Annotated in this window: 20 protein-coding genes, 1 pseudogene and 2 other annotated features (1 of these 23 running past the window's edge); of the genes and pseudogenes, 2 read left to right on the top strand and 19 right to left on the bottom strand. The window is 46.5% G+C overall.

Going from position 1 to position 21,066, the window contains the following annotated elements:
• Window positions 1-30, bottom strand: a sequence feature (ribosomal protein L10 leader region) (it extends 113 nt beyond the left edge of the window).
• A 65-nt stretch (window positions 31-95) separates the two neighbouring features.
• The 12 genes from rplA to BUA56_RS06725 form a co-directional block, all read right to left on the bottom strand.
• The gene (gene rplA, locus BUA56_RS06780; protein WP_072850222.1) at window positions 96-788 is read right to left on the bottom strand and encodes a 50S ribosomal protein L1; all 693 of its coding nucleotides are present in this window, start codon (window positions 786-788) and stop codon (window positions 96-98) included.
• Between the two features lie 125 nt (window positions 789-913).
• Window positions 914-1,339 (bottom strand): 50S ribosomal protein L11, encoded by a 426-nt coding sequence (gene rplK, locus BUA56_RS06775; RefSeq protein ID WP_072850220.1) that lies wholly within the window; start codon window positions 1,337-1,339, stop codon window positions 914-916.
• Between the two features lie 75 nt (window positions 1,340-1,414).
• Window positions 1,415-1,930, bottom strand: coding sequence for a transcription termination/antitermination protein NusG (gene nusG / locus BUA56_RS06770; protein WP_072850219.1), 516 nt, complete (start codon window positions 1,928-1,930; stop codon window positions 1,415-1,417).
• A 16-nt stretch (window positions 1,931-1,946) separates the two neighbouring features.
• Window positions 1,947-2,153, bottom strand: a complete 207-nt coding sequence (gene secE, locus BUA56_RS06765) for a preprotein translocase subunit SecE (RefSeq protein WP_072850218.1) — start codon at window positions 2,151-2,153, stop codon at window positions 1,947-1,949.
• A gap of 23 nt (window positions 2,154-2,176) precedes the next feature.
• Window positions 2,177-2,341 carry a 50S ribosomal protein L33 gene (rpmG, locus tag BUA56_RS06760; protein ID WP_072850217.1) on the bottom strand — a complete coding sequence of 55 codons (165 nt, stop codon included), beginning with the start codon at window positions 2,339-2,341 and terminating at the stop codon, window positions 2,177-2,179.
• Between the two features lie 220 nt (window positions 2,342-2,561).
• Complete coding sequence (locus tag BUA56_RS06755; RefSeq protein ID WP_072850216.1) at window positions 2,562-3,167, bottom strand: hypothetical protein; 606 nt, start codon at window positions 3,165-3,167, stop codon at window positions 2,562-2,564.
• Window positions 3,127-4,500, bottom strand: coding sequence for an ABC transporter permease (locus tag BUA56_RS06750; protein ID WP_072850215.1), 1,374 nt, complete (start codon window positions 4,498-4,500; stop codon window positions 3,127-3,129). The genes BUA56_RS06755 and BUA56_RS06750 overlap by 41 nt, the downstream gene beginning before the upstream one ends.
• Complete coding sequence (locus tag BUA56_RS06745; protein WP_072850214.1) at window positions 4,497-5,375, bottom strand: ABC transporter ATP-binding protein; 879 nt, start codon at window positions 5,373-5,375, stop codon at window positions 4,497-4,499. The genes BUA56_RS06750 and BUA56_RS06745 overlap by 4 nt, the downstream gene beginning before the upstream one ends.
• A 71-nt stretch (window positions 5,376-5,446) precedes the next feature.
• Window positions 5,447-6,685 carry a HAMP domain-containing sensor histidine kinase gene (locus BUA56_RS06740; protein ID WP_072850213.1) on the bottom strand — a complete coding sequence of 413 codons (1,239 nt, stop codon included), beginning with the start codon at window positions 6,683-6,685 and terminating at the stop codon, window positions 5,447-5,449.
• Window positions 6,673-7,368 (bottom strand): response regulator transcription factor, encoded by a 696-nt coding sequence (locus tag BUA56_RS06735; RefSeq protein ID WP_278320847.1) that lies wholly within the window; start codon window positions 7,366-7,368, stop codon window positions 6,673-6,675. The genes BUA56_RS06740 and BUA56_RS06735 overlap by 13 nt, the downstream gene beginning before the upstream one ends.
• 64 nt (window positions 7,369-7,432) lie before the next feature.
• Entirely contained in the window at window positions 7,433-8,446 is a 1,014-nt protein-coding gene (locus BUA56_RS06730; protein ID WP_072850212.1) for a bile acid:sodium symporter family protein, read from the bottom strand.
• 99 nt (window positions 8,447-8,545) lie between these two features.
• Window positions 8,546-8,786 (bottom strand) — a binding site (T-box leader).
• An 83-nt stretch (window positions 8,787-8,869) separates the two neighbouring features.
• A complete protein-coding gene (locus tag BUA56_RS06725) occupies window positions 8,870-11,128 on the bottom strand; it encodes a glycogen/starch/alpha-glucan phosphorylase (protein WP_072850211.1) in 2,259 nt (752 codons plus the stop codon).
• 157 nt (window positions 11,129-11,285) lie between these two features.
• On the opposite strand from BUA56_RS06725, the gene BUA56_RS06720 reads away from it, so the two are divergent.
• Window positions 11,286-12,161: a helix-turn-helix transcriptional regulator gene (locus BUA56_RS06720; RefSeq protein WP_072850209.1), complete on the top strand. Its 876-nt coding sequence runs from the start codon at window positions 11,286-11,288 to the stop codon at window positions 12,159-12,161.
• A 48-nt stretch (window positions 12,162-12,209) separates the two neighbouring features.
• Here the strand turns inward: BUA56_RS06720 and BUA56_RS06715 are convergent, their stop codons facing one another.
• The 6 genes from BUA56_RS06715 to BUA56_RS06690 form a co-directional block, all read right to left on the bottom strand.
• On the bottom strand, window positions 12,210-13,289 hold the full coding sequence (locus BUA56_RS06715) for a LacI family DNA-binding transcriptional regulator (protein WP_341443404.1): 1,080 nt from the start codon (window positions 13,287-13,289) through the stop codon (window positions 12,210-12,212).
• Entirely contained in the window at window positions 13,270-14,757 is a 1,488-nt protein-coding gene (malQ, locus tag BUA56_RS06710) for a 4-alpha-glucanotransferase (protein WP_072850204.1), read from the bottom strand. Before malQ ends, BUA56_RS06715 begins: the two co-directional genes overlap by 20 nt.
• Window positions 14,758-14,768: 11 nt before the next feature.
• Window positions 14,769-15,608, bottom strand: coding sequence for a carbohydrate ABC transporter permease (locus tag BUA56_RS06705; protein WP_072850202.1), 840 nt, complete (start codon window positions 15,606-15,608; stop codon window positions 14,769-14,771).
• The gene (locus tag BUA56_RS06700) at window positions 15,608-16,450 is read right to left on the bottom strand and encodes a carbohydrate ABC transporter permease (RefSeq protein WP_072850200.1); all 843 of its coding nucleotides are present in this window, start codon (window positions 16,448-16,450) and stop codon (window positions 15,608-15,610) included. The genes BUA56_RS06705 and BUA56_RS06700 overlap by 1 nt, the downstream gene beginning before the upstream one ends.
• A 56-nt stretch (window positions 16,451-16,506) precedes the next feature.
• Window positions 16,507-17,838, bottom strand: a complete 1,332-nt coding sequence (locus tag BUA56_RS06695; protein WP_072850198.1) for an ABC transporter substrate-binding protein — start codon at window positions 17,836-17,838, stop codon at window positions 16,507-16,509.
• Window positions 17,839-18,041: 203 nt separating this feature from the next.
• Entirely contained in the window at window positions 18,042-19,715 is a 1,674-nt protein-coding gene (locus BUA56_RS06690) for an alpha-glucosidase (RefSeq protein ID WP_072850196.1), read from the bottom strand.
• 128 nt (window positions 19,716-19,843) lie between these two features.
• Here BUA56_RS06690 and BUA56_RS06685 point away from each other — a divergent pair, with 128 nt between their 5' ends.
• Complete coding sequence (locus tag BUA56_RS06685; protein ID WP_072850194.1) at window positions 19,844-20,710, top strand: AraC family transcriptional regulator; 867 nt, start codon at window positions 19,844-19,846, stop codon at window positions 20,708-20,710.
• 61 nt (window positions 20,711-20,771) lie between these two features.
• Here the strand turns inward: BUA56_RS06685 and BUA56_RS06680 are convergent.
• A pseudogene (locus tag BUA56_RS06680) lies at window positions 20,772-21,066 on the bottom strand (N-acetylmuramoyl-L-alanine amidase family protein); the annotation flags it as partial.

The raw sequence follows: 21,066 nt of genomic DNA, 5'->3' as shown, positions 1-21,066 counted from the left end.
TGCTGTCTTCGGCAGTGATATATGATAATTCATATAATCCTTTGGTATTGTATCAAAAGCCGGACGGGCTGTCAATACATTTTGTTGCAAATCTATTATACTAACTTAACAGGGTTGATCTTAACGCCAGGTCCCATAGTCGGAGCGATGGTAACACTCTTTAAGAAGGTTCCTTTTAATGCGCTTGGTTTCGCCTTGTTAATAGCATCCATAAGCGTCTGGAAGTTGTCCGCTAACTGCTCCTCTGTGAAAGAAGCTTTTCCGATTGGCACGTGAATGATGTTTGTTTTATCAAGACGATACTCAATCTTACCGGCTTTAATATCATGAACAGCTTTGGTAACGTCCATTGTAACAGTTCCTGCTTTTGGGTTAGGCATCAGGCCTTTCGGACCCAGGACACGTCCCAGACGTCCTACAACACCCATCATGTCAGGAGTAGCAACTACAACGTCGAAGTCCAGCCATCCTTCGTTCTGAATCTTGGGAATCAACTCATCCCCTCCTACGAATTCAGCTCCTGCTGCCTTTGCTTCCTCTGCTTTCGCATCCTTAGCAAATACTAATACGCGAACCTTTTTGCCGGTTCCGTGAGGAAGAACAACAGCACCACGGATCTGCTGATCTGCGTGACGTCCGTCACAGCCTGTTCTGATATGAGCTTCGATTGTCTCGTCAAACTTAGCTACAGCTGTCTTCTTTACTACTGCAACAGCTTCAGCTGGATCATATAATTTGAAGCGTTCCACTGCTTTGGCAGCTTCTACATATTTCTTACCATGTTTCATCTTAAATAACCTCCTAGTGGTAATTGCGGGAATTTCCCTCCCACGTGTCGTAATTATACGGTATCATCTCTCAGTGATTCCTCTCATGCCCGGAGCATGAATCAATGAGGCCGGAGATGGGTATCTTAATCTTCTACAGTGATTCCCATGCTGCGGGCAGTACCTGCAACCATGCTCATCGCTGCTTCCAAAGATCCTGCATTTAAGTCCGGCATCTTTGTCTCTGCAATTTCCTGAAGCTTAGCTTTAGAAATTGTAGCAACCTTTGTCTTGTTAGGAACACCGGAACCTGATTTAATATTGCAGGCTTTCTTCAGTAAAACTGCAGCCGGCGGAGTTTTTGTGATAAAGCTGAAGCTTCTGTCTGCATAAACAGTGATCACTACAGGGATAACTACATCGCCCTTGTCAGCAGTCCTAGCATTGAATTCTTTTGTAAACTGTACAATGTTTACACCATGCTGACCCAGTGCAGGTCCAACCGGTGGTGCTGGTGTTGCCTTTCCAGCAGGAATCTGTAATTTAATATAGCCTTGAACTTTCTTTGCCATTTTGGCACCTCCTAATGTGGTAATGTCGGGGATTTCCCTCCCACGAGCCATCCGTCAGGACAGCCCTTCCTTTTGTTACATTTTTTTAACTTCTGCGAAACTAATTTCTACCGGCGTCTCGCGGCCGAAGAGCTCAACATTGATGGTAACAATCTGCTTTCCTTCATTGATACTCTGAATCACTCCGGTAGTATCCTTCCATACGCCTCCGGTGACAACCACGCTGTCTCCTTCTGCAAAGTCTACCTGAAGATCTGCTTCATGAATACCAAGAGGCTTCATCTCTTCTTCTGTAAGCGGCACTGGCTTGGAACCCGGTCCTACAAATCCGGTCACACCTCTGGTATTTCTTACAACGTACCAGGTGTCATCGTTCATAACCATGTTCAGCAGCACATATCCGGGAAACATCTTTTTCTGGACCTGTTTTTTTACGCCGTTTTTAAGTTCTACAACGTCCTGCATGGGAACACGGACTTCCAGGATCTGATCTTCCAGATGTCTGTTTTCAATTGTCTTTTCAATGTTGGCCTTTACTTTGTTCTCATACCCTGAATAGGTATGGACAACGTACCAATTTGCTTCTGACATATAATCACCCTTGTCCTTACCTGATTAAGAAATTAATTCCCTCTAAGACCGCACTGTCAAGAACTGCAATGATAGCACCCAGGAGCACAGTAATCACCACAACGGCAACTGTCTGCTTTCCCAATGTCTTTTTGTCAGGCCAGATAATTTTCTTGAATTCGGTTTGGAGTCCCGCAAACCAGCTCTTTTTCTGAGCTTTCTCTTTCTTTACTTCTTCTGCCATGGTTTCACCTCTCGCGGACCGGATTATTTGGTCTCTTTGTGCATTGTGTGGGTCTTACAGAATTTGCAGTACTTTTTGGTCTCCATTCTCTCTGGATGATTTTTCTTTTCTTTTGTCATGTTGTAATTACGTTGTTTACATTCCGTACATGCCAATGTGATCTTTACGCGCACGACTTCCACCTCCATGTGTTCAATATCGCTGGTAGTTCACGTTCTACCAAGTTACAACGGACTTTTCTCCGCCTGCTGCGGTTACCATACCCGCAATTTTAGGCATAAAAAAAAGACCTACTTCCATGTCGCTTGTCTACTATATCACATATTTTCCCCTGAGTCAAGCAACCGCGGCGATTTTTGCCATGAAAAATATCCCCCGGACAGTATACAGGCAGCAGCAATGCTCTCTTCATTTTTGATATTTTGTTATAAGCATACTCAGAATCAGCAATACCCCTGCAATGCAGAGCAGCACAGGCTTTTGTCCCCCGGACTGGGCTGTCATACCATTGAGAAAAAGCAGTCCCATCTTATCAGGACCCCCGAACAAATTGGCCAGGTAATATCCCAGGGAAACCAGATACCCGGCTATATGATTCCGGGATATGACAGCGCCCAGCAGTCCAAAGCTTCCCAGGGCCGCTGCCGAACAGAAGGTTCCCGCAGTATAGGCCCAGTATGGGAACTCACAGTGTCCGGCCCTAAGCACTGCCCCAAAGGCCAGAATACAAAGGTACGAAGCTATGCATGCCATACAGATCCGCGCCCCTAAAGTTGTCCAGTGAGCCTTGGGGCGGGCAGCTGTCATTTCCCGGATTTCCTTCTCCTGCTCCGGCGCCGCCAGAGCGGGAAACAGGAGAAAGCCAGCCAGAGCCACATATCTTTCCAGACAGTCAGCGCTGTATTGGGCATCCAGATACGTGACCCCGTGGAGAAACGGGATGCATGCGAACAAACCGGCGGTCAGGAGTAATTTATTTGCGATGCAGAGCTTGAAATTTATTTTCCAATACATGATTCCTCTCTCCGTTTCTTCTTTTTCTACTGTAGACTGCTGCAGTCAGCCCCACAAATAGCGCGGCTAATCCCACCAGGAACAGCCGGTTGGAACATATGATATTGTAATTTTTTTCAATCAGTTCATATCCCCCCAGCATATTATGGCGTATGTTCAGATCAAATAGGGAATATTCACCGCTTAAGCTGCCCGTATTCTGCAGAGCCAGAAAAAACACAGCACTCTGCACAAAGACTGCGGCAGGGGTACCCGTAAGCACGGTCAGAAACATGCTGGCTGCTGAGACTGCCAGCAGGGTAGGAAGAAGCCATGCGCCAATATACCTGCAGAATCCCAGATAGTCCACAGCAGCCTGCATGTTCCTCCCATATTCCGCCAGAGGCAGAAGGCTCTCCAGGGACAACAGAAGTACAGGGATGAGCATCATAAGAATGCACGCGCCGAATCTGGCTCCTATGATTTTCCAGCTGCCCGCACTTCTCACAGCTATCAGCTCTCCCATCTGATTTTTTTTATCCCTGAGGAACAGTCCTGTCACCACAAACGCAGGGAGTATCCCCAGCATAATTCCCATATAGTCGCAGTAAAGCCGGGCGAATGCACCTGTAATGCCGTCCTTCTCTGTCAGGTCTTCGAACCGCTCCACGGCCTCTTCATAAGAAACCTCCGTGCTGCCGTAATAGGCCTTCAAGAGGCTTAGGCTATAGTTGGAATCCTTTCCTATCATATCTTCCATATCCCCGGCGATCTCCAAAAAACGTGCAAAACTAACCCGGGACACAAAGGTCTTTGCGGCATCCTTCCCATCGTCTTGCTCTGTTTCTATTATAAATCTGCCGCCGTCTTCCCTGATAGTAAAGGGGCTGTCCCCTTCTTCGTTGTCAGCAGGTATCTCCACATAGACTGGATTTGCAGGGAAATAGCCCCGGGGCATATGTTCTATCTCCTCCGGCGAATGGCCGGTAATTTCTCTGATATATCCCGCAACCTTTTCCTGTTCCATTCCGCCTAATGACTTTTCTTTATAATATCCCAGGGGATAGCAGGCATAGAGGTTACTCTGATATTCCCGTACCATGGTTTGCACAGCTCCCGCTATTACCTTCTCCTGAACTTTCTGATCCGTATCCAAATCCGCCTGTTTCTCCCCATAATAGGACTCCCCTTTACGGGGCTGATGCAGAATGCTCCCTTCCCTGGAGCTGCTGCTTATCTCTTGCCTGGTAACCCCCTGAAACTGCGTCTTCCAGTTTATTAATATTATAAGGACAAATCCCCAAAAAAGAATGCTTTTACTGAGCTTTCTGCACTCCCTGGCCAATAGCTTCATCCGAGTCCCCCCTTTTCCTGGCTGCGTATCAGAACCATATAGCCGTTCTCCACATTTCCCCCACAGCGTTCTGCCTTCGGATCTGGTGCTTTATCGGCTAATATTTTCAGGCGGAGCTCTTTCCCCTGTCCCTGTATCTCCAGCACCTCACACTTTTGTCTCCATGTCTCTTCCTCCGCCGCAGGCACCTCCAGCTGCCATACCTTCCCCTCTGCCTTTTCGGCAAGTTCCCGGCAGCTGCCCCGGAACAAGAACCTGCCCCCGTCAAGCACAGCCGCCTGCCCGCAGGCAGCCTCCACATCCCCCGGAATATGGGTGGACAGCAGGACTATTCTGTCTCTGGCAGACGCTGTCAGAAGGCTGCGGAAACGGATACGCTCTTCGGGATCCAGGCCTGCCGTTGGCTCATCTACGATCAGAAGCTCCGGATCTGTCAGCAAAGCCTGGGCGATTCCCAGACGCCTCTTCATCCCTCCGGAGAGCTGTCTTACTCTCTTAGCCGCCTGCTCCTCCAGGTTTACCTGCTTAAGCAGCGCTTTTATCCGGGGTCTGTAAGCTGCACGGGGGAGCTCTGAAAGAACAGCCAGATATTCCAGAACCTCGGTCACACGCATCTCAGGGTACACAGCGAATTCCTGAGGAAGATAGCCGATTCGTCTGCGATACTCCTTAATATCCCGTATGGGGCTGCCGTCCACCCGGATTTCCCCTGCATCTGGTTTCAGGATAGAGGCAAGGATCCGCATCAGCGTCGTCTTTCCTGCTCCGTTTTTTCCCAGAAGCCCGTACATTCCAGGCTCCAGCCTCCATTCCAGTCCGTTTAGCACCTGCTTTTTCCTGTACCATTTCTCTATTCCAAGCATCTCAATACGCATAAAAAAATACTCTCCTTTCCGCTGTCTGCATCAGCTTAAGGAGAGTATAACGAACCCAGGTCAAAAGTCTGTCAATTTTTTAAATATAATTCGTTGGACATTTCTTGGGAAACGGAATAAAACACCGCAGTAACGGCGGCTCCTCCCCCTGGTCTGTTCTCCAGAGTCAGAGAGCCCCGGTGAGCCCGACAGAGAACTTTGCTGACATACAGGCCCATCCCCACATGCCCCTGTTCTCCCTCTTTCTCTCTGGAATAGAAAGGAAGGCAGGCATTGGCAGCCTCCTGTTCCCCGAAACCGGGGCCGTCGTCCTCCACTTTTACGGCACATGCCTGCCCTTCCTCCACCCCGGTAACGGTAACTGTCACTTCCCGGGAGGCAAACCGCAGTCCGTTTGCCGTAAGATTTTCAATCACACGCCTCATCAAAGCGGGATCCGCAGACAGGCAGAAATCCCTTTCCGGAAGTATAAGCTTCAGGCTTTTTCCCGCCCGTTCAGCCAGAAGCTCCAGCTCCCTCTCCATCCCCCTGGCCCAGACCTGAACCTGAAGCTTCCCGGGGCTTAGGCGCACCTCCTCCAGACTCATCAGATCCCGCATAGAATTCACATAGGACTCCATACGCTCGGATGCCGTCCGGACCATACCCGCATATTTTTCTGCCTTTGGAAAAGTCAGCTCCCCTTTCGCTGCGCTTTTTTCCAGATACTCCGCCGCGCCCTGAATGATAGTAATGGGAGTGCGCAGATCATGGGCGATTGAAGCATTTACTTCCTTCCTCTCTTCCAGGATCCTCCACATCTTCTTTTCATTTTCTTCCAGAGCGCTTCTCATCTCCTCAAAAGCCTGACAGAGCTGTCCAAGCTCATCCCCGGAAGAATAAGAAACCGTAAAATCCAGGTTGTTCTCTGCGATTTTCTGTGTGCTCCCGGAAAGAAGAGTCATTGGTTCTTTCAATTTCCTGCGGTAAAACAGACAGGCAGCCGCGGCAACTCCGCCGATGCTGTAAATAACAGGAAAAATTATGTTCCCTGCGCCTGCCGCCTCATATAAAAACTTCTTCCCCCCATGCAAGTCTTCAAATTCATACTCCCTGGGATTTACTTTCAGCTCCCCGCTCGTCTCCCCTATCTCTAGGGTGTAGCCCTGAATTAGGAGTCCTCTTCCCTTCTCCAGACGGTTCTGCAGCGCCCGAAGGCCTGACAGGGTCAGGACCGTCAGCAGGACAACCAGGATCAGCATAGTTCCCATAAGGAGCATAAGGCTTTTCCGAATCGGCATGTTCTTAAATGCTTCTTTTATTTTTCCCATGTATATCCCACTCCCCATACCGTTTTAATCGGGTCCTCTATTTTCCCTGCGGACAGTTTCTGGCGTATCTTTCGGATATGCTCTTTGATTACCTGACTGTCTCCCTTTCCTTCAAATCCCCGTACTCTCTCATAAATTCGCTCTTTATCAAAAATCTGGCCAGGATGAAGGGAAAGCAATTCGATAATCTCAAACTCTGTTTTTGAAAATTCTATCTCATGATCAGCCCCGTAAATAAGGTGCTTATCATAATCAATCACAAGGTTCTCCTGAATGCGGCAGCCGGCCCCCAATGAATGGATATCCCGGCTGCGCTCTTCCCGGATAAGATGTGTCTTTACCTTCTGGGCAAGAACATCCAGATGAAACGGCTTCATAATATAATCATCCCCGCCCATGCGAAGTCCCTGTATCTGATCCTGATCCGTTCCTCTGGCAGTGAGAAAAAGAATCGGGCTCTGGTAAAATCTGCGGATCTGCCTGCAGAACGTCAGCCCATCGGTTCCGGGCATGTTGATATCCAGCAATACCAGGTCCGGTTTCCTGCCAAGAGCATGCATTGCCTCCTCCGCATTTTGAGCCGTCAGTACCCGGTAGCCCTCCTCTGAAAAAAAATCAGACAAAAGCTCTCTTATCATCGCCTCGTCGTCTACAATTAAGATACAGTATTGTGTCTGATGCACGCCTGCTCCCTCCTTCCTCTCCCTACTATACCACAGAAATGTCAATTTTTCGTCAATCCATAGATTACCGCAGTCTCGTTCGGCCTATGGCTGCACCGGACTTTTCCGGCATACCGGGCAGTTCCCTTTCTGCTTTTTTTGCATCTTTTCTTGCGAACCATCCGGCCAGAATGGTTCCTGATATAGAGTGCCATACGCAGGAAACCGCACACGCCATAGCTGCCTGGGGAGCTGTTGCAAAATGAGCTGCTGCCAGATTCGTAGCCAGACCTGCATTCTGCATTCCTACTTCAATGGCAATGGTGCGCTTTTTAGCCGTGCTCATCTTTGTAAGCATCCCCACACCGTAGCCTAACAGATATCCCAACCCGTTATGCAGAAATACGGCAAGGAAAATCACTACCCCTGACTGAAAGAAGTTACTTCCCTGAAGAGCTATGACGCCCCCTACAATCAGAGCAAGACCAATCACAGAAATCCCTGGCATAACCTGCTGTATATCTTTAAACGCCTTTCTCTCCCCCCAAAAGGTATTGAGAACAAATCCTATAAATACAGGAATAATTACAGACTTTAATATAGAAAATAGCATAGCGGCAGCATCCACCTCAATTCTGGTTCCGGCCAGCAGAAGCACCATCATAGGCGTCATAATGGGGGATAGCAGAGTAGATGCCGTAGTCATGCCTACAGAAAAGGGAACATCTCCCCGGCAGAGATATGACATAATATTAGAAGAAACCCCTCCCGGACAACACCCCACTAATATCAGGCCAACAGCAATCTCGTTTGGAAGATGCAAAGCTGTGGCCAGACCAAAGGCAAGAAACGGCATAATAAGATATTGTGCGGCTGCACCGATAAATATATCCAGAGGCCTTTTGGCCAGAATCCTGAAATCATCGGTCGATAAAGTTAATCCCATACTAAACATAATAATACCCAGAATCAGACTCTGATTATTTCCCTGTACCCAGGAAAACAGATTTGGTAGAAAAAAAGTTACAACTGCCACCGCAATGACAAAGAAAGATGTGTGATCTGATAACCATTTGCTGCTTTTTTTGGCTGCATTCATTTTCTCATTCTCCTCTTCTATGTGAACTGACACTCCCGGATGCCTGTCTTCCCCTCTCTGCAGAGCAAAGCGCACGCCAAAAAAGCTTCATCCCTCAATCTGAGGGACGAAGCTTAACTCCGCGATACCACCCTGGTTCTAAAACTAAACGATAGCTCTCACTGCGTACGTGTTCATACGCCTGTCCTGTAACGGGGACGGCCGGCAAAGCTTACTTTATACAGGTTCAGCTTTACTTCTCCGAGATGATTTTCCATAAAACCCTGCACATTAACTCCCACCAGCCGTTAATTCTCTGTGCTGCCTGATCTTATCTACTTTTTCTCTTCCTGGAATTTCAGTTCTTTATTTATTTCGGTTTTATCATAGTACTGCCCGTGATAAAAGTCAAGAAAAATTTTAATTATCCATTATCCAACTAAATTAAAGCCTCCAGATATCCCTGTTGTACTCACTGATGGTTCGGTCAGAGGAAAAATATCCTGCCTTTGCAATATTCACAAGCATCTTCTCTGCCCATGCTTCCCTATCCTCATAATCCCTGTATATCCGCTCTTTTGTTTCAATATAGTCTCTCAGATCCAAAAGCGTCATAAACCAGTCCTTTTGGATCAGCTCTGCGTGGATTCGGAGAAGATGGTATGGATCTCCTGCCCGCATCATCTCAGGGCTGATGATAAAGTTCAAAAGCTCACGGATCAGCGGGTCTTCGATATAGTAATCCGCTGCCCTATAATCGGATTTCTCGTAGTGTCCGATGACCTGACGGCTGGATTCCCCGAAGATATAGATATTTTCATCCCCCACCAATTCATGAATCTCTACATTTGCGCCGTCCTCCGTCCCAATGGTAACTGCCCCATTCAGCATAAACTTCATGTTGCCGGTACCGGAGGCTTCCTTCGAGGCAAGGGAAATCTGTTCTGAGATATCACAAGCGGGGATCAGCTTTTCTGCCATAGAAACATTATAGTTTTCTACCATTACCACCTTCAGATATGGGCTTACCTGGGGATCTCGGTCAATGATCTCCTGAAGGCATAAAATCACATGGATAATATCCTTGGCAATGGTATAAGCAGGCGCTGCCTTTGCCCCGAAAATCACGGAAACAGGCGTTTCAGGCAGGTTTCCTTTTTTAATCTCCAGATATTTATAGATGACATACAGTACATTCATCTGCTGGCGCTTATACTCGTGAAGGCGCTTAATCTGTATATCATAGATGCTGTTTTCATCCAGCTGTACGCCTAATGTCTTTGCCAGATAGGATTTCAGTTCCTTTTTATTCTCAGCTTTAATCTCCAGAAGCCGGTTTTGCACCTTGCGGTCACCTTTCAGGGACAGCAGTCTCTCCAATTCGGAGGCGTCTTTTTTATACCCGGTCCCTATGCAGGTATCCAGAAACTCCGTCAGTCTTGGATTGCAGTGAAGGAGCCATCTCCGGAACGTGATTCCATTAGTCTTATTATTGAATTTTTCCGGATATATTTTGTAAAATGCTTTCAGTTCTACATTTTTAAGTATCTCGGTGTGGAGGGCTGCCACTCCGTTTACACTGAATCCATAATGCATATCCATTCTGGCCATGTGCACCCTGTTTTCTCCGTCAATGATCTGTACCTGGGGATCCTTGTAGGTATGCGCCGCTTTCTCCGCCAGCATGCGGATGATAGGCATCAGGTGGGGGACAACCTCCTCCAGATAGGATACCGGCCACTTCTCCAGCGCTTCCGCAAGAATGGTGTGGTTGGTATAGGCACAGGTCCGGGAAACAATCTCTACGGCTTCCTCCACAGGGATACCCTTGTCCGTGAGAAGCCGTATCAGTTCCGGAATCACCATAGAGGGATGGGTATCGTTAATCTGGATCACCGCGTGTTCGTACAGTCTGTGAAGATCATAGCCCTTCTCCTCACAGTCCTTCAAAATATACTGAGCACCGTTGCTTACCATAAAATACTGCTGGTAGATGCGCAGCAGTTCCCCGTCCTCGTCGCTGTCATCCGGATACAGGAATAAGGTCAGGTTTCTGGCAATGTCCTTCTTATTAAAGGAAATACCATCCCCTACTATGCTGTCATCTACGGTGTCTACATCAAAAAGATGCAGTTTATTGACACCGTTTTCATACCCAATGACATCAATATCAAAAAGCCTGGATTTTAAGGTAAAGTCTTTAAAAGGCACCTGAAATCCAATTCCGGTGTCTGTCAGCCAGCTCTTTTTCTCTATCCAGGGGTTGGGCATCTCCTTCTGCTGGTTCCCCCGGAACACCTGTCGAAACAGCCCCAGATGGTAGTTCAGACCGATACCGTCTCCATTCAGCCCCAGCGTGGCAATAGAATCCAAAAAGCAGGCGGCCAGTCTCCCAAGTCCTCCGTTTCCCAGAGAGGGTTCCGGTTCAAACTCCTCAATTTCTCCGAAGCTTATGCCCGCATCCTCAATATATCTCTTAACCTCATCATATACCCCCAGATTAATCAGGTTATTGCTGAGAAGCTTCCCAATCAGAAACTCTGCGGATATATAATATACCTTTTTCTCTCCGTTTTCCCCCTGCTGCACCTTTTCTGCCGCACACGCCTTTACCGACTCAAGAAGGGCACAGTATATCTCCTCCATAGCTGCCTCTCTGATATCCTTTTTCAGTAATCCCTGAAATCTCTCTAAAAATTCCATCTCTTCACCTCATTTTTATGGTAGCACTTGTATGTTACCGTTCACTCAGTTCTCAATAGCTCTTTTACATATTATACGTTTATTATCCCCTGATTTCTTGCATTATTCCAGAAAAAAGTGATACAATACTATCATATCACCGTAAAAGGAGCCAAACATGAAAGCCTTTGATTACGAATATTATCACGAGACAAAGCCTCATGTGAATCCCCGCTTTCCCTACAATACTTATCTGTGCACCATTCCTCTGGACTTTACTGCCATTTCCACCCACTGGCATGATGAACTGGAGCTGATAATCATAAAAAAGGGGCAGGGCAGGACAGATGTGGATCTGATTTCCCATGAGGTACAGGCAGGTGATATCATACTGGTGCTGCCCGGGCAGCTGCACTCTATATCCCAGCTTTGCGATCAGCATATGGAATACGAAAACATTCTTTTTGACACCCGGCTACTCTACGCCCAGCACCCTGATATCTGCACCACAGAATATCTGCGGCCTTTTTTTGAGAGAAGGTACTTCGTCCCCTCCCATATTCACAGCGGATACCCTTATTATCCCAGTCTTTATGCGTGCATCGAAGAACTGGACGATATATGTTCCAGGCAGGAACCCTATTATGAACTTTTTATAAAGAGCATCCTGTACCGCTTCTTCTTTCTTCTTTTCTCGGCACAGCCAAGACAGGAAGTCAGCTATGCAAGAGAACAGAATATTCAGCGGATGAAGAAGGTCCTTACCTTTGTGGAGGAAAATTATATGCATCCTGTGTCCCTCTCAGACGCCGCCGGATTTCTCAATTTTAGTCCGTCTCATTTTATGCGGTTTTTTAAGCAGAATATGGATATGACCTTTACCGAATACCTGAATGACTACCGACTGTCCATCTCTGCCAAATATCTTTCCGAGACAGAAGAATCTATTCTGTGGGTTGCGGAACAATGCGGATTCTCCAATCTTTCCTACTTTAACCGCCTCTTCAAGAGAAAGTTTAACATGACCCCCAGAGAATACCGCAGTGCCAGATAACGATTGAGACGTGAGGGACATCCCTCACGTCTCAATCACTTGTATCGCTTATCCAATTTTCCTTGTAGACTCCCGTTTCAGAAGCTCTCCCTCAAACTTCTTGTTCGGAGCTTTTTCCTCATGCCGGATCATATAGAAGAGATTTTTAATGGAACTTTCCGCGATCTCTTCCAGCGGCTGCTTTATGGTTGTGATAGAAGGTTCATAATAGAAAGTCTCCGGCAGACCGTCAAATCCTGCAATAGAATAATCCTCAGGTACTCTTCTTCCATTTTCAAAGACTGCCTTACAGGCTCCCACTGCCACCATATCGGAAATCGCGATGACCGCAGTGAAGTCCTTCTCCCGCTCCATAAGCTGCTGCATCATTACATAACCGCTTCGCCTGGAATACACTTCACAGTCTTTTGGAGTGTAGACAATCAGATCTTCATCTATGGGAATTCCGTGCTGGGAGAGGGCACTTTTATAACCCTCCATACGCAGCCTGCCAATGCTCTCATCGTCTTTTTGGGCAGACAAAAGGGCGATCCGCCTGTGCCCAAGGCCAATCAGATAATCCGCAAGCCTTCTGCTCTCTCTCTTGTCATCCACTGATACAAAAGAATACAGGCAGTCCTCCACAGAATTATCCAGTTCTACCGTACTTACTACAAAGGGCACTTTCAGCTGCCTGAGCGCCTCCTCGCTGTGTTCCGAGAACCCTCCCAGAAATACAATCCCCATGAGTTTTTTTTCTTTGGCCAGCCCTATGGCAACCTCTATCTCATCCTGATTATTGTCTATGTGCTGGAGAAAAAAATCAAATCGTTCATATTTTATCTCTTTTTCAAAGACTCGTATCATACTGGAGAAAAAAGGATTGTCTATGGCTTTTACTAAGATTGCTATGGTTTTGGATTCCGTGCGCTTCAGGTTACGGGCACTGTTATTCGGAATGTAATTGTACTCCTTTATGATATTTAATATATGGTCCCTTGTCTCAGGGTTAATATCCGGATGGTTGTTAATAGCACGGGACACCGTACTAACCCCAACTCCGCAGAGCCTTGCAATATCCTTAATTGTGACTTCCTCCATGCCAGCTTCCTCTCCTCCTGCTTTGTCATCAGTAGTTACCTCTACCACTAATTATAGTTAATTTCCGTATTTTTTCAAGCAATTTTGGATCGGTTTGGCCTTTCTGCAGTCTCCATCTCCAGTTTCCTCCCACTGTGGAAGGCTGATTCATACGGGCTCTGTTGTCTAACCCCAGATAGTCCTGCATGGGAATGATGCATATTTCAGCTACACTCATCATAGCCAGCCGGATAAAATCCCAGTGGATCTCTTCCCGGGGGGGCCGCCAGTTCCCCATGTAATCCCGGCAGTACTCCAGATCCTCCGGGCAGAGATTCTGATACCAGCCGGCAATGGTCTCATTATCATGGGTGCCTGTATACACCACACAGTTAGAAGTATACGTATGGGGCAGATAATTGCTGGCCTCTCTGGAGTCAAAGGCAAATTCCAGTACCTTCATTCCCGGGTACCCCGTATCCCTTACCAGCTTCTCCACACCTTCCGTGATAAATCCCAGATCCTCTGCAATGACCTGTATCTCTCCCAGCGCCTTCTGTATAGCCTGAAATAGTTCCAGACCCGGACCATCCTGCCATTGGCCGTGCTCTGCGGTCTTATCCCCAAAAGGAATGGCATAATATTGGTCAAACCCCCGGAAGTGATCGATCCGCACCACGTCATACCACTCACTGCAGCATCTCATCCTCCGGATCCACCACTCATATCCGGTCGCCCGGTGACAGTTCCAGTCATACAGGGGGTTCCCCCACAGCTGTCCGGTGGCCGAAAAACCGTCAGGCGGGCAGCCTGCTATGGCTGTTGGAAGTCCATCCTCCCCGAATTGAAACAACTCCCGGTCAGCCCATACATCCGAGCTGTCCAGGGCCACATAGATAGGAATGTCCCCAATGATTTGCACCCCCTGCCGGTTGGCATAGCGTCTAAGCTCATTCCACTGTCTGTAAAATTCATATTGTACAAACTGGCAGAAGTAAATATCCTCCCCCAGCTCCCTCCGGCAGGCCTCCATGGTATCGGGATCTCTGTCCCGCAGTTCACGGGGCCATTCCAGCCAGCTGACATGGTTCATTTTCTTCTTTATTGCCATATATAGGGCATAATCCTCCAGCCACTCCCTCTGCTCCGCCAAAAAGTCCCTGAACTTTTGGCTTTCCTTCAGTCCGCTCCTCTGGCATGCCGTCCTCAGCAGTGTCTCCCTGCCCTTATGCAATTTTTCATAATCTGCATATTGGGGATCTTCACCAAAGTCCACGGCTCTGCATTCTTCTTCTGTCAATAACCCCTGCTGTATCAGTGTCTCTAAATCAATAAAATAAGGATTTCCTGCAAAAGTGGAAAAAGACTGATACGGAGAGTCTCCGTAGCTGGTAGGCCCCAAAGGCAGAATCTGCCAGTATCTCTGCCCCGCCTCTCTTAAATTGTCGACAAACTCATATGCACTTTTCGAAAAACATCCAATGCCATATTCCGATGGCAGGCTGGAAACAGGCAGTAATATTCCACTTGATCGCATTTACAATTCTCCTAACCTTTTACTGCGCCAGCAACTACACCTTCAATGATATACTTCTGGCAGAATAAATAAAATATAATAATCGGTATAATTGACAGCACCAGCAGCGCCATCAAAGAACCATAGTCTTTCGCCCCGTAGGACCCCATCAGATACTGGACTACTACGGGAATGGTTTTATATTTTGTGGATACCCCGATCACCAGATATGGCAGCAGGTAGTCATTCCATACCCACATTGCATTTAATATTGCCACTGTAATGGCTGTCGGCTTCAGTATAGGAAATACAATCTGAAAGTACGTCTGTATGGGCGTACAGCCGTCGATCATAGCCGCCTCTTCAATGTCCAGTGGGATGCTCTTTACAAAGCCGCAGAACATGAACACCGAAAGCCCTGCCCCGAACCCCAGATAAAGCACCACCATCCCAAGAGGATTATTAAGCTTTAAGGTATCTGCAAGCTTTGACATAGTAAACATAATCATCTGGAAGGGTACGATCATGGAAAATACAAAGGTATAATATAAAACTGAAGAAAGCTTATTTTTTACCCTGGTGATGTACCACGCCGTCATAGAGGTGAATAAAACGATAGCAAACACAGAGAATACAGTGATAAACGCCGAATACCCAAAAGCCTGAAAAAAACCGGTCTTGCGGATTCCCTCCGTGTAATTGGTAATGCCCGCGAACAATTCTCCTCTGGGAAAGCTAAAAGGATTCTCACTGATATAAAGCTTTCCTTTAAAAGAGTTCATGAGCACAAAGAAGATAGGTGTGATAAAGGCAATTACCAGCACAATTAAAAGGCATAGAATGCCTGTATCCGCCGCTTTTTGTTTTTTCATCAGCTTTCAACCTCCTTCTTTCTGGATAATACTACCTGTGAGATTCCAATGATAGCCACGATAACAAAGAATACTACCGCTTTTGCCTGGCCCACACCCTCAAATCCCACCTTCCCGTAGAATGTGTTATAGATATCCAGGGCCATCATTGTTGTCTTATTAGACGGTCCACCGGCAGTGAGTGCCAGATTCTGGTCAAACATCTTAAAGGAATTGGCAATTGTAAGGAACAGGCAGATGGTAATGGACGGCATCACCATAGGAATCTTAATTTTAATCAATGCCTGCCAACTGGTGGCACCGTCGATTTTCGCAGCTTCCATCAGATCGGGCGATATGTTCTGCAGTCCCGCAATGTAAATGATCATAATATAGCCAATGAGCTGCCAGTTCATAAGGATTACCAGCCCCCAGAAACCATACTTGGCATCCATGAGCATAGTGACCTGATATTTGGCCAGTACACCGTTTATCATAGACTGCCATATATAACCAAGCACAATACCTCCGATAAGGTTTGGCATAAAGAATACGGTGCGGAATACATTCGTTCCCCTGATTCCTCTGGTCAAGAGCAGGGCCAGCAGAAATCCAAACACATTTACGGAGATAACTGCTACCACTGCAAATCGAATGGTAAACCAAAGGGCATTGAGGAATTCTTTGTTTGTAAACGCCTTGATGTAATTATCGATTCCAACCCATTTTGCATTCGTTACTGTAGTGAAGTCGCAAAATGACAGGTATACACCCATAATAAAGGGAATCACAAAAGCAATAAAAAATGCAAGCAGAGTAGGAAGTACAAATATAGGAAAATATTTTTTTAGATTTTTATCCATTTCCTTCTCCTTATCCGGTAGTATGGGCGGACAGCCAAAGCTGCCCGCCCTGCTGCCTATTCCTGAACGGCTGCTTTCTCAGCCTTCCACTGTTCTTTTACTGTGTTTACTACATCGCTCCACTCCATGCTGCCCTGTGCATACTCTAAAAGTGCCGCCCCAAAGTTGTCTTTAAAGGTCTGGCTCGGGAAGGTCGTAAATACCCACGGAATGGACTCTTTGCCGCTTTCCATGGAATCCAGCATAGATTTCGCAAGAGGATCCTGCGGCTTTTCCTCATCGTTAAAGGTAGTAAACGGCGCTACATTGCCCAGCTTGTTGGTCATATAATCTTTTCCTGTGTCAGAATTAATCAGCCAATTCACAAAATCAATGGATGCCTTCTGGTTTGCCTCTGAGGTCTGGCTGTTAATGCTGAAGTAGTTCTCTGTACCGATGCAGAGACCCTGATTTTCTTCCCCTTCCAGGCCGGTATAGATAGGCATAAACTTAATGTTTTCTTCTTTGACTACATTGCCCTGCACCTCTCCAATCTGGCTCCAGGCCCAGTTTCCGTTCTGTACCATAGCTACCTGGCCAAGGGCAAATTCTGCCATAGAATCATTCACACCCTTGCTTCCCAGCATGGTAGGCTCTGTGCTGGAATTGTTCAGATACAAGTCAAAGGTATTTTTAAAGTTATCTGCGTAGGTAAAGTCAATTTCCTTTAAGTCTTCTACATCCTTGTCCCTGTATTCGGCATACACGGGGATATTGGCAAGATGTGTCTGCCATCTCCACTCTTCTCCTGGCAGCAGGGAGGTGGAGGCGAACACGCCTTTTATTCCCAGAGCATCTTTTTTACTCTGCATATCCTCAACAACAGCTTTCAGTTTATCAAAGCTTGTAATTTCATCAACAGAAGAAGCCGCTGCCCCCTCCATAGCAAAATATTTCTGCATGATCTCATCGTTGTAAATAATGCCGTAGCCTTCAATTGTATAGGGAACTCCGTACACCCCGCCGTCATCTCCTTTAATAGCCAGAGACGGATCGGTCAGAGCTTTATAGAAATCTGTATCGCTCAGATCCGCACAGTAATCCTTCCAGGACTGGTATCCGATAGGTCCGTTAATCTGAAACAGGGTAGGTGCATCTGACTTGGCAATCTCAGACTTCAGGGTTGACTCGTAATTACCTCCCGCTGCTGTGACAACTTTTACCTTTACACCGGTTTCTTCTGTGTATTTCTGGGCAATCTCCTCCCAGATGTCCGTAACCTCTGGTTTAAAGTTCAGGTAATATACGCTCCCCTCTGCTGCTGATGCTCCCTTTTTCTCTCCGCACCCTGCCAATGTAACAGCAGTCATTGCCATACACAGCGCTGCTGCGACCAGCTTCTTCTTCATGATGAATCCTCCTTTAATATTTTAAAGTTTCAGTTATTCTTTTCCTCGTTCGGAAACGTTATCGGTATCTTTACCGGTAACGTTTCCAATTGACGATTTTATAGTAGCACACTTTACAGTGTGCCGCAAGTTTTAAAAATAAATTCCATTATTTCTACAATTTAGCATGGTACTTTTTGTCTGTTTTATACAATAATCAATCCCTAATTTTTTTTCAGCAGGAGTACCACTGCCTGATATCCTTCCAGATACAGTCTCCCATCCCTGAATCTCAGGTCTCTGTAATTATTCAGGAGAACCCTTTCCCACTGGTCTGTGAGCATAAGTTCCTGTGATTCTTTCTGGTAATTTGCTATCACAGCTATTTTCTGTCTCTCACTTTCCCGGTAATAAGCAAAAATATTGCTGCGCTCCTCGTATGCCGGGCAAAATGTACCGTATATGAAGGTATCTTTATACTCCTCATCTTTTCTCAGCCGGATTAGCTTTTTATAAAAGGAGTATACCGAGCCCTCATCCTGTTTTTGGCTCTTTAAATTGATTTTTCTGTAATTGCTGTTTACCATAAGCCAGGGCGTGCCTTCAGTAAATCCTGCATTCTTTTCGCTGCTCCACTGAAAGGGAGTGCGGCAGTTATCCCTGCTGCGCAAATTTACAATTCTGAGGGCCTCTTCTTCACTGTATCCTGCCTCCAGCGCTGCCTGATACTGATCTTTGGAAGCCACATCGTCTACCTGCGCAATATCCTGAAAAACAACATTTGTCATCCCAATCTCCTGACCCTGATACAGAAAAGGAATGCCTCTCTGGAGAATCTGTAAAACAGCAAGCATCGTTTTGCTCTCCTCACAGTCCGGTTCCTCCATAAAAAAGGCGCTGGCACCCCTGGGTTCGTCATGATTTTCGATGATATTTGCCAGAAGCCCTATCTCCCGGGTCCTTTCCTGGCTCTCAAAGATGATTTTTTTTATCTCCTCCGGAGTCAGCTGGTTCATCTCGTACCAGTTATCTCCCGTTCGTGCAGATTCAATGCTGAAATCAAACATAGTCGAAAAGTACCCGTCTTCTCCAATAAACTTTCCCAGTTCCTCTGGTTTATTATCAAACACTTCTGCCACTGTAAATGCATTGTAACGGTCAAATGTGTTCTCCCTCAATTCTGTGAGGAATTCCCCGATTCCCTGTGCCTCCTGCAGCATGCACCGGATACTGCAGGTACCGTCCTCCCGATCTGCAGGATAATTTCTGAAGTGCAGTTCTTTTTTTATATTAATAATTGCATCAATACGGAATCCAGCCAGCCCTTTCTCCAGCCACCAGTTAATCATCTCATACAGCTTTTTCCTGACTGCAGGGTTTTCCCAGTTCAGGTCAGGCTGGGTCTCATGAAATGTGTGGAGATAATACAGGTCTGTACCCTTAATCCGGGACCATGCACTGCCCCCAAAGTTCCCTCTCCAGTTATTGGGAGGCATCCCATCCTTCCCTCTCCGAATATAAAAATACCGCCCGTACTCCCCTTCCGGATCCTGCAGTGCCTTTTGAAACCATTCATGCTCTGAGGAACAATGATTGATGACCAGGTCCATAAGAATATAGAGTTCCCTTTTCCTCGCTTCCTTCAAAAGCTCCTCCATGTCTTCAATGGTTCCGAAGACAGGGTCGATGTTATAATAATCAGAAATATCATATCCCTGATCCTTCATAGGAGAACAATATACCGGAGATATCCAGATAATATCTGCCCCCAGATCTTTCAAGTAATCCAGTTTTCCTATAATTCCCCGCAGATCCCCTATTCCGTCTCCATTGGCATCGCAAAAGCTCTTTGGATAGATTTGATATGCTACTTTATCGTGCCACCATTTTTTCTCCATTTGTTTTCTCCTTGATTTTTATCAGATTTTTATTATACTGGAATTATATCTCACATAGCTATAGGATTCTTCTGCTTTTTCGCCTTTGGAATAACATTATTTTCACCACCTGCAAAGGGAGGACTTATATGGATTCAATTTTTCAGGAAATACGGCAGAGAGGGACTTTTCTCTTCCCTTTTCAGCACTATGAAATGTATAACGAGACAGGACACTTGTTTGTCAGTGCCCATTGGCACACAGAGATAGAGGTAATCTGCCAGATCCAGGGGACTACTCTGCTTACAGTGGAGGGTACCGTATACCATGTGCTGCCTGGTGATATTTACTTCATTAACAGCGGACTGATTCACCAATTCAGATCAGAAGATCCCCAGTCTCTATACTATGCCTATGTATTTCCAATGGAGTCCCTGGCATTTGCCCGGGAGGATTACAGCCAGACCTTTTACCTGAAGCCGCTTGTGCAGGGAACACTTCTGTTTCCCACCTGCATTCCTGACGGGGCTGCCTGCCGCAATAGTATACGAGACTGTATCCTCACACTGATCGAAAAAAACAAACGGCAGTGTCCCGGATACCAGCTCTATACAAAGGCCATGCTTTATCAGATTATCAGCTGTCTGTATGAAGAGCATATGCTGGTCTCCCAGCAGAAAACTGTGCAGTCCTCCGGCTTTGATAAGTCTATTCTCTCCTATCTGGAGGAGCATTATTCTGAGAAACTATATCTGAATGAGATTGCCGGTTTCTTTCATATGTCCCCCAAATACTTCTGCAGGTACTTTAAAAAGCATTTTGGGAAAACGCTCATGGAGTATATGAATTATCTCCGAATCGAGAAGGCCTGCGGTATGCTTCTCTCCACACAGCAGCCAATATTGGACATTGCCCTCACGTCAGGCTTTTCCAATATCAGTTATTTTAACAAATGTTTTAAAAAACTTACGGGGGTAACCCCTAAGGTATTTCGAACAATGCACAGGAATGAATAAAAGGAGATGAACCGCCCCTTTAGGGGAGCAGTCCATCTCCTTTTCTTTTCCTTATTTCATACTACCTTGTTCTGGTCCATACACCTGATTCGTTTACATAATATTTACCAACCCATGCGTCTGCAACCATTTTACCGCTTGACTGGCAATAGTACCATTTGCCCTGCACCTTAATCCAGCCTGTAGCCATTGCTCCATTATCTTTCAGATAATACCAGGTGCTGCCAAGTTTCAGCCAGCCGGTAGCCATCCCTCCGCTGTTCTTCAGGTAATACCAGGTCTTTCCGTCCTTCAGCCAGCCGGTAGCCATCGCCCCGCTGCTTCTCAGATAATACCAGGTCTTTCCGTCTAACAGC

Origin of the sequence: Lactonifactor longoviformis DSM 17459 (assembly GCF_900129135.1) — a bacterium.
Taxonomy (GTDB): domain Bacteria; phylum Bacillota; class Clostridia; order Lachnospirales; family Lachnospiraceae; genus Lactonifactor; species Lactonifactor longoviformis.
Note: the sequence above shows the minus strand (reverse complement) of the source record. Positions and strands in the feature narration are given on the sequence as shown.

Coding starts and splice junctions, on each gene's coding strand:
- BUA56_RS06685 (WP_072850194.1), top strand. CDS start 19,844: ATGGATTCAATTTTTCAGGAAATACGGCAGAGAGGGACTTTTCTCTTC.
- nusG (WP_072850219.1), bottom strand. CDS start 1,930: ATGTCAGAAGCAAATTGGTACGTTGTCCATACCTATTCAGGGTATGAG.
- BUA56_RS06740 (WP_072850213.1), bottom strand. CDS start 6,685: ATGGGAAAAATAAAAGAAGCATTTAAGAACATGCCGATTCGGAAAAGC.
- BUA56_RS06725 (WP_072850211.1), bottom strand. CDS start 11,128: ATGGAATTTTTAGAGAGATTTCAGGGATTACTGAAAAAGGATATCAGA.
- secE (WP_072850218.1), bottom strand. CDS start 2,153: ATGGCAGAAGAAGTAAAGAAAGAGAAAGCTCAGAAAAAGAGCTGGTTT.
- rpmG (WP_072850217.1), bottom strand. CDS start 2,341: ATGGAGGTGGAAGTCGTGCGCGTAAAGATCACATTGGCATGTACGGAA.
- rplK (WP_072850220.1), bottom strand. CDS start 1,339: ATGGCAAAGAAAGTTCAAGGCTATATTAAATTACAGATTCCTGCTGGA.
- BUA56_RS06755 (WP_072850216.1), bottom strand. CDS start 3,167: ATGTATTGGAAAATAAATTTCAAGCTCTGCATCGCAAATAAATTACTC.
- rplA (WP_072850222.1), bottom strand. CDS start 788: ATGAAACATGGTAAGAAATATGTAGAAGCTGCCAAAGCAGTGGAACGC.
- BUA56_RS06700 (WP_072850200.1), bottom strand. CDS start 16,450: ATGGATAAAAATCTAAAAAAATATTTTCCTATATTTGTACTTCCTACT.
- BUA56_RS06720 (WP_072850209.1), top strand. CDS start 11,286: ATGAAAGCCTTTGATTACGAATATTATCACGAGACAAAGCCTCATGTG.
- BUA56_RS06745 (WP_072850214.1), bottom strand. CDS start 5,375: ATGCGTATTGAGATGCTTGGAATAGAGAAATGGTACAGGAAAAAGCAG.
- BUA56_RS06750 (WP_072850215.1), bottom strand. CDS start 4,500: ATGAAGCTATTGGCCAGGGAGTGCAGAAAGCTCAGTAAAAGCATTCTT.
- BUA56_RS06695 (WP_072850198.1), bottom strand. CDS start 17,838: ATGAAGAAGAAGCTGGTCGCAGCAGCGCTGTGTATGGCAATGACTGCT.
- BUA56_RS06705 (WP_072850202.1), bottom strand. CDS start 15,608: ATGAAAAAACAAAAAGCGGCGGATACAGGCATTCTATGCCTTTTAATT.
- BUA56_RS06690 (WP_072850196.1), bottom strand. CDS start 19,715: ATGGAGAAAAAATGGTGGCACGATAAAGTAGCATATCAAATCTATCCA.
- malQ (WP_072850204.1), bottom strand. CDS start 14,757: ATGCGATCAAGTGGAATATTACTGCCTGTTTCCAGCCTGCCATCGGAA.
- BUA56_RS06730 (WP_072850212.1), bottom strand. CDS start 8,446: ATGAATGCAGCCAAAAAAAGCAGCAAATGGTTATCAGATCACACATCT.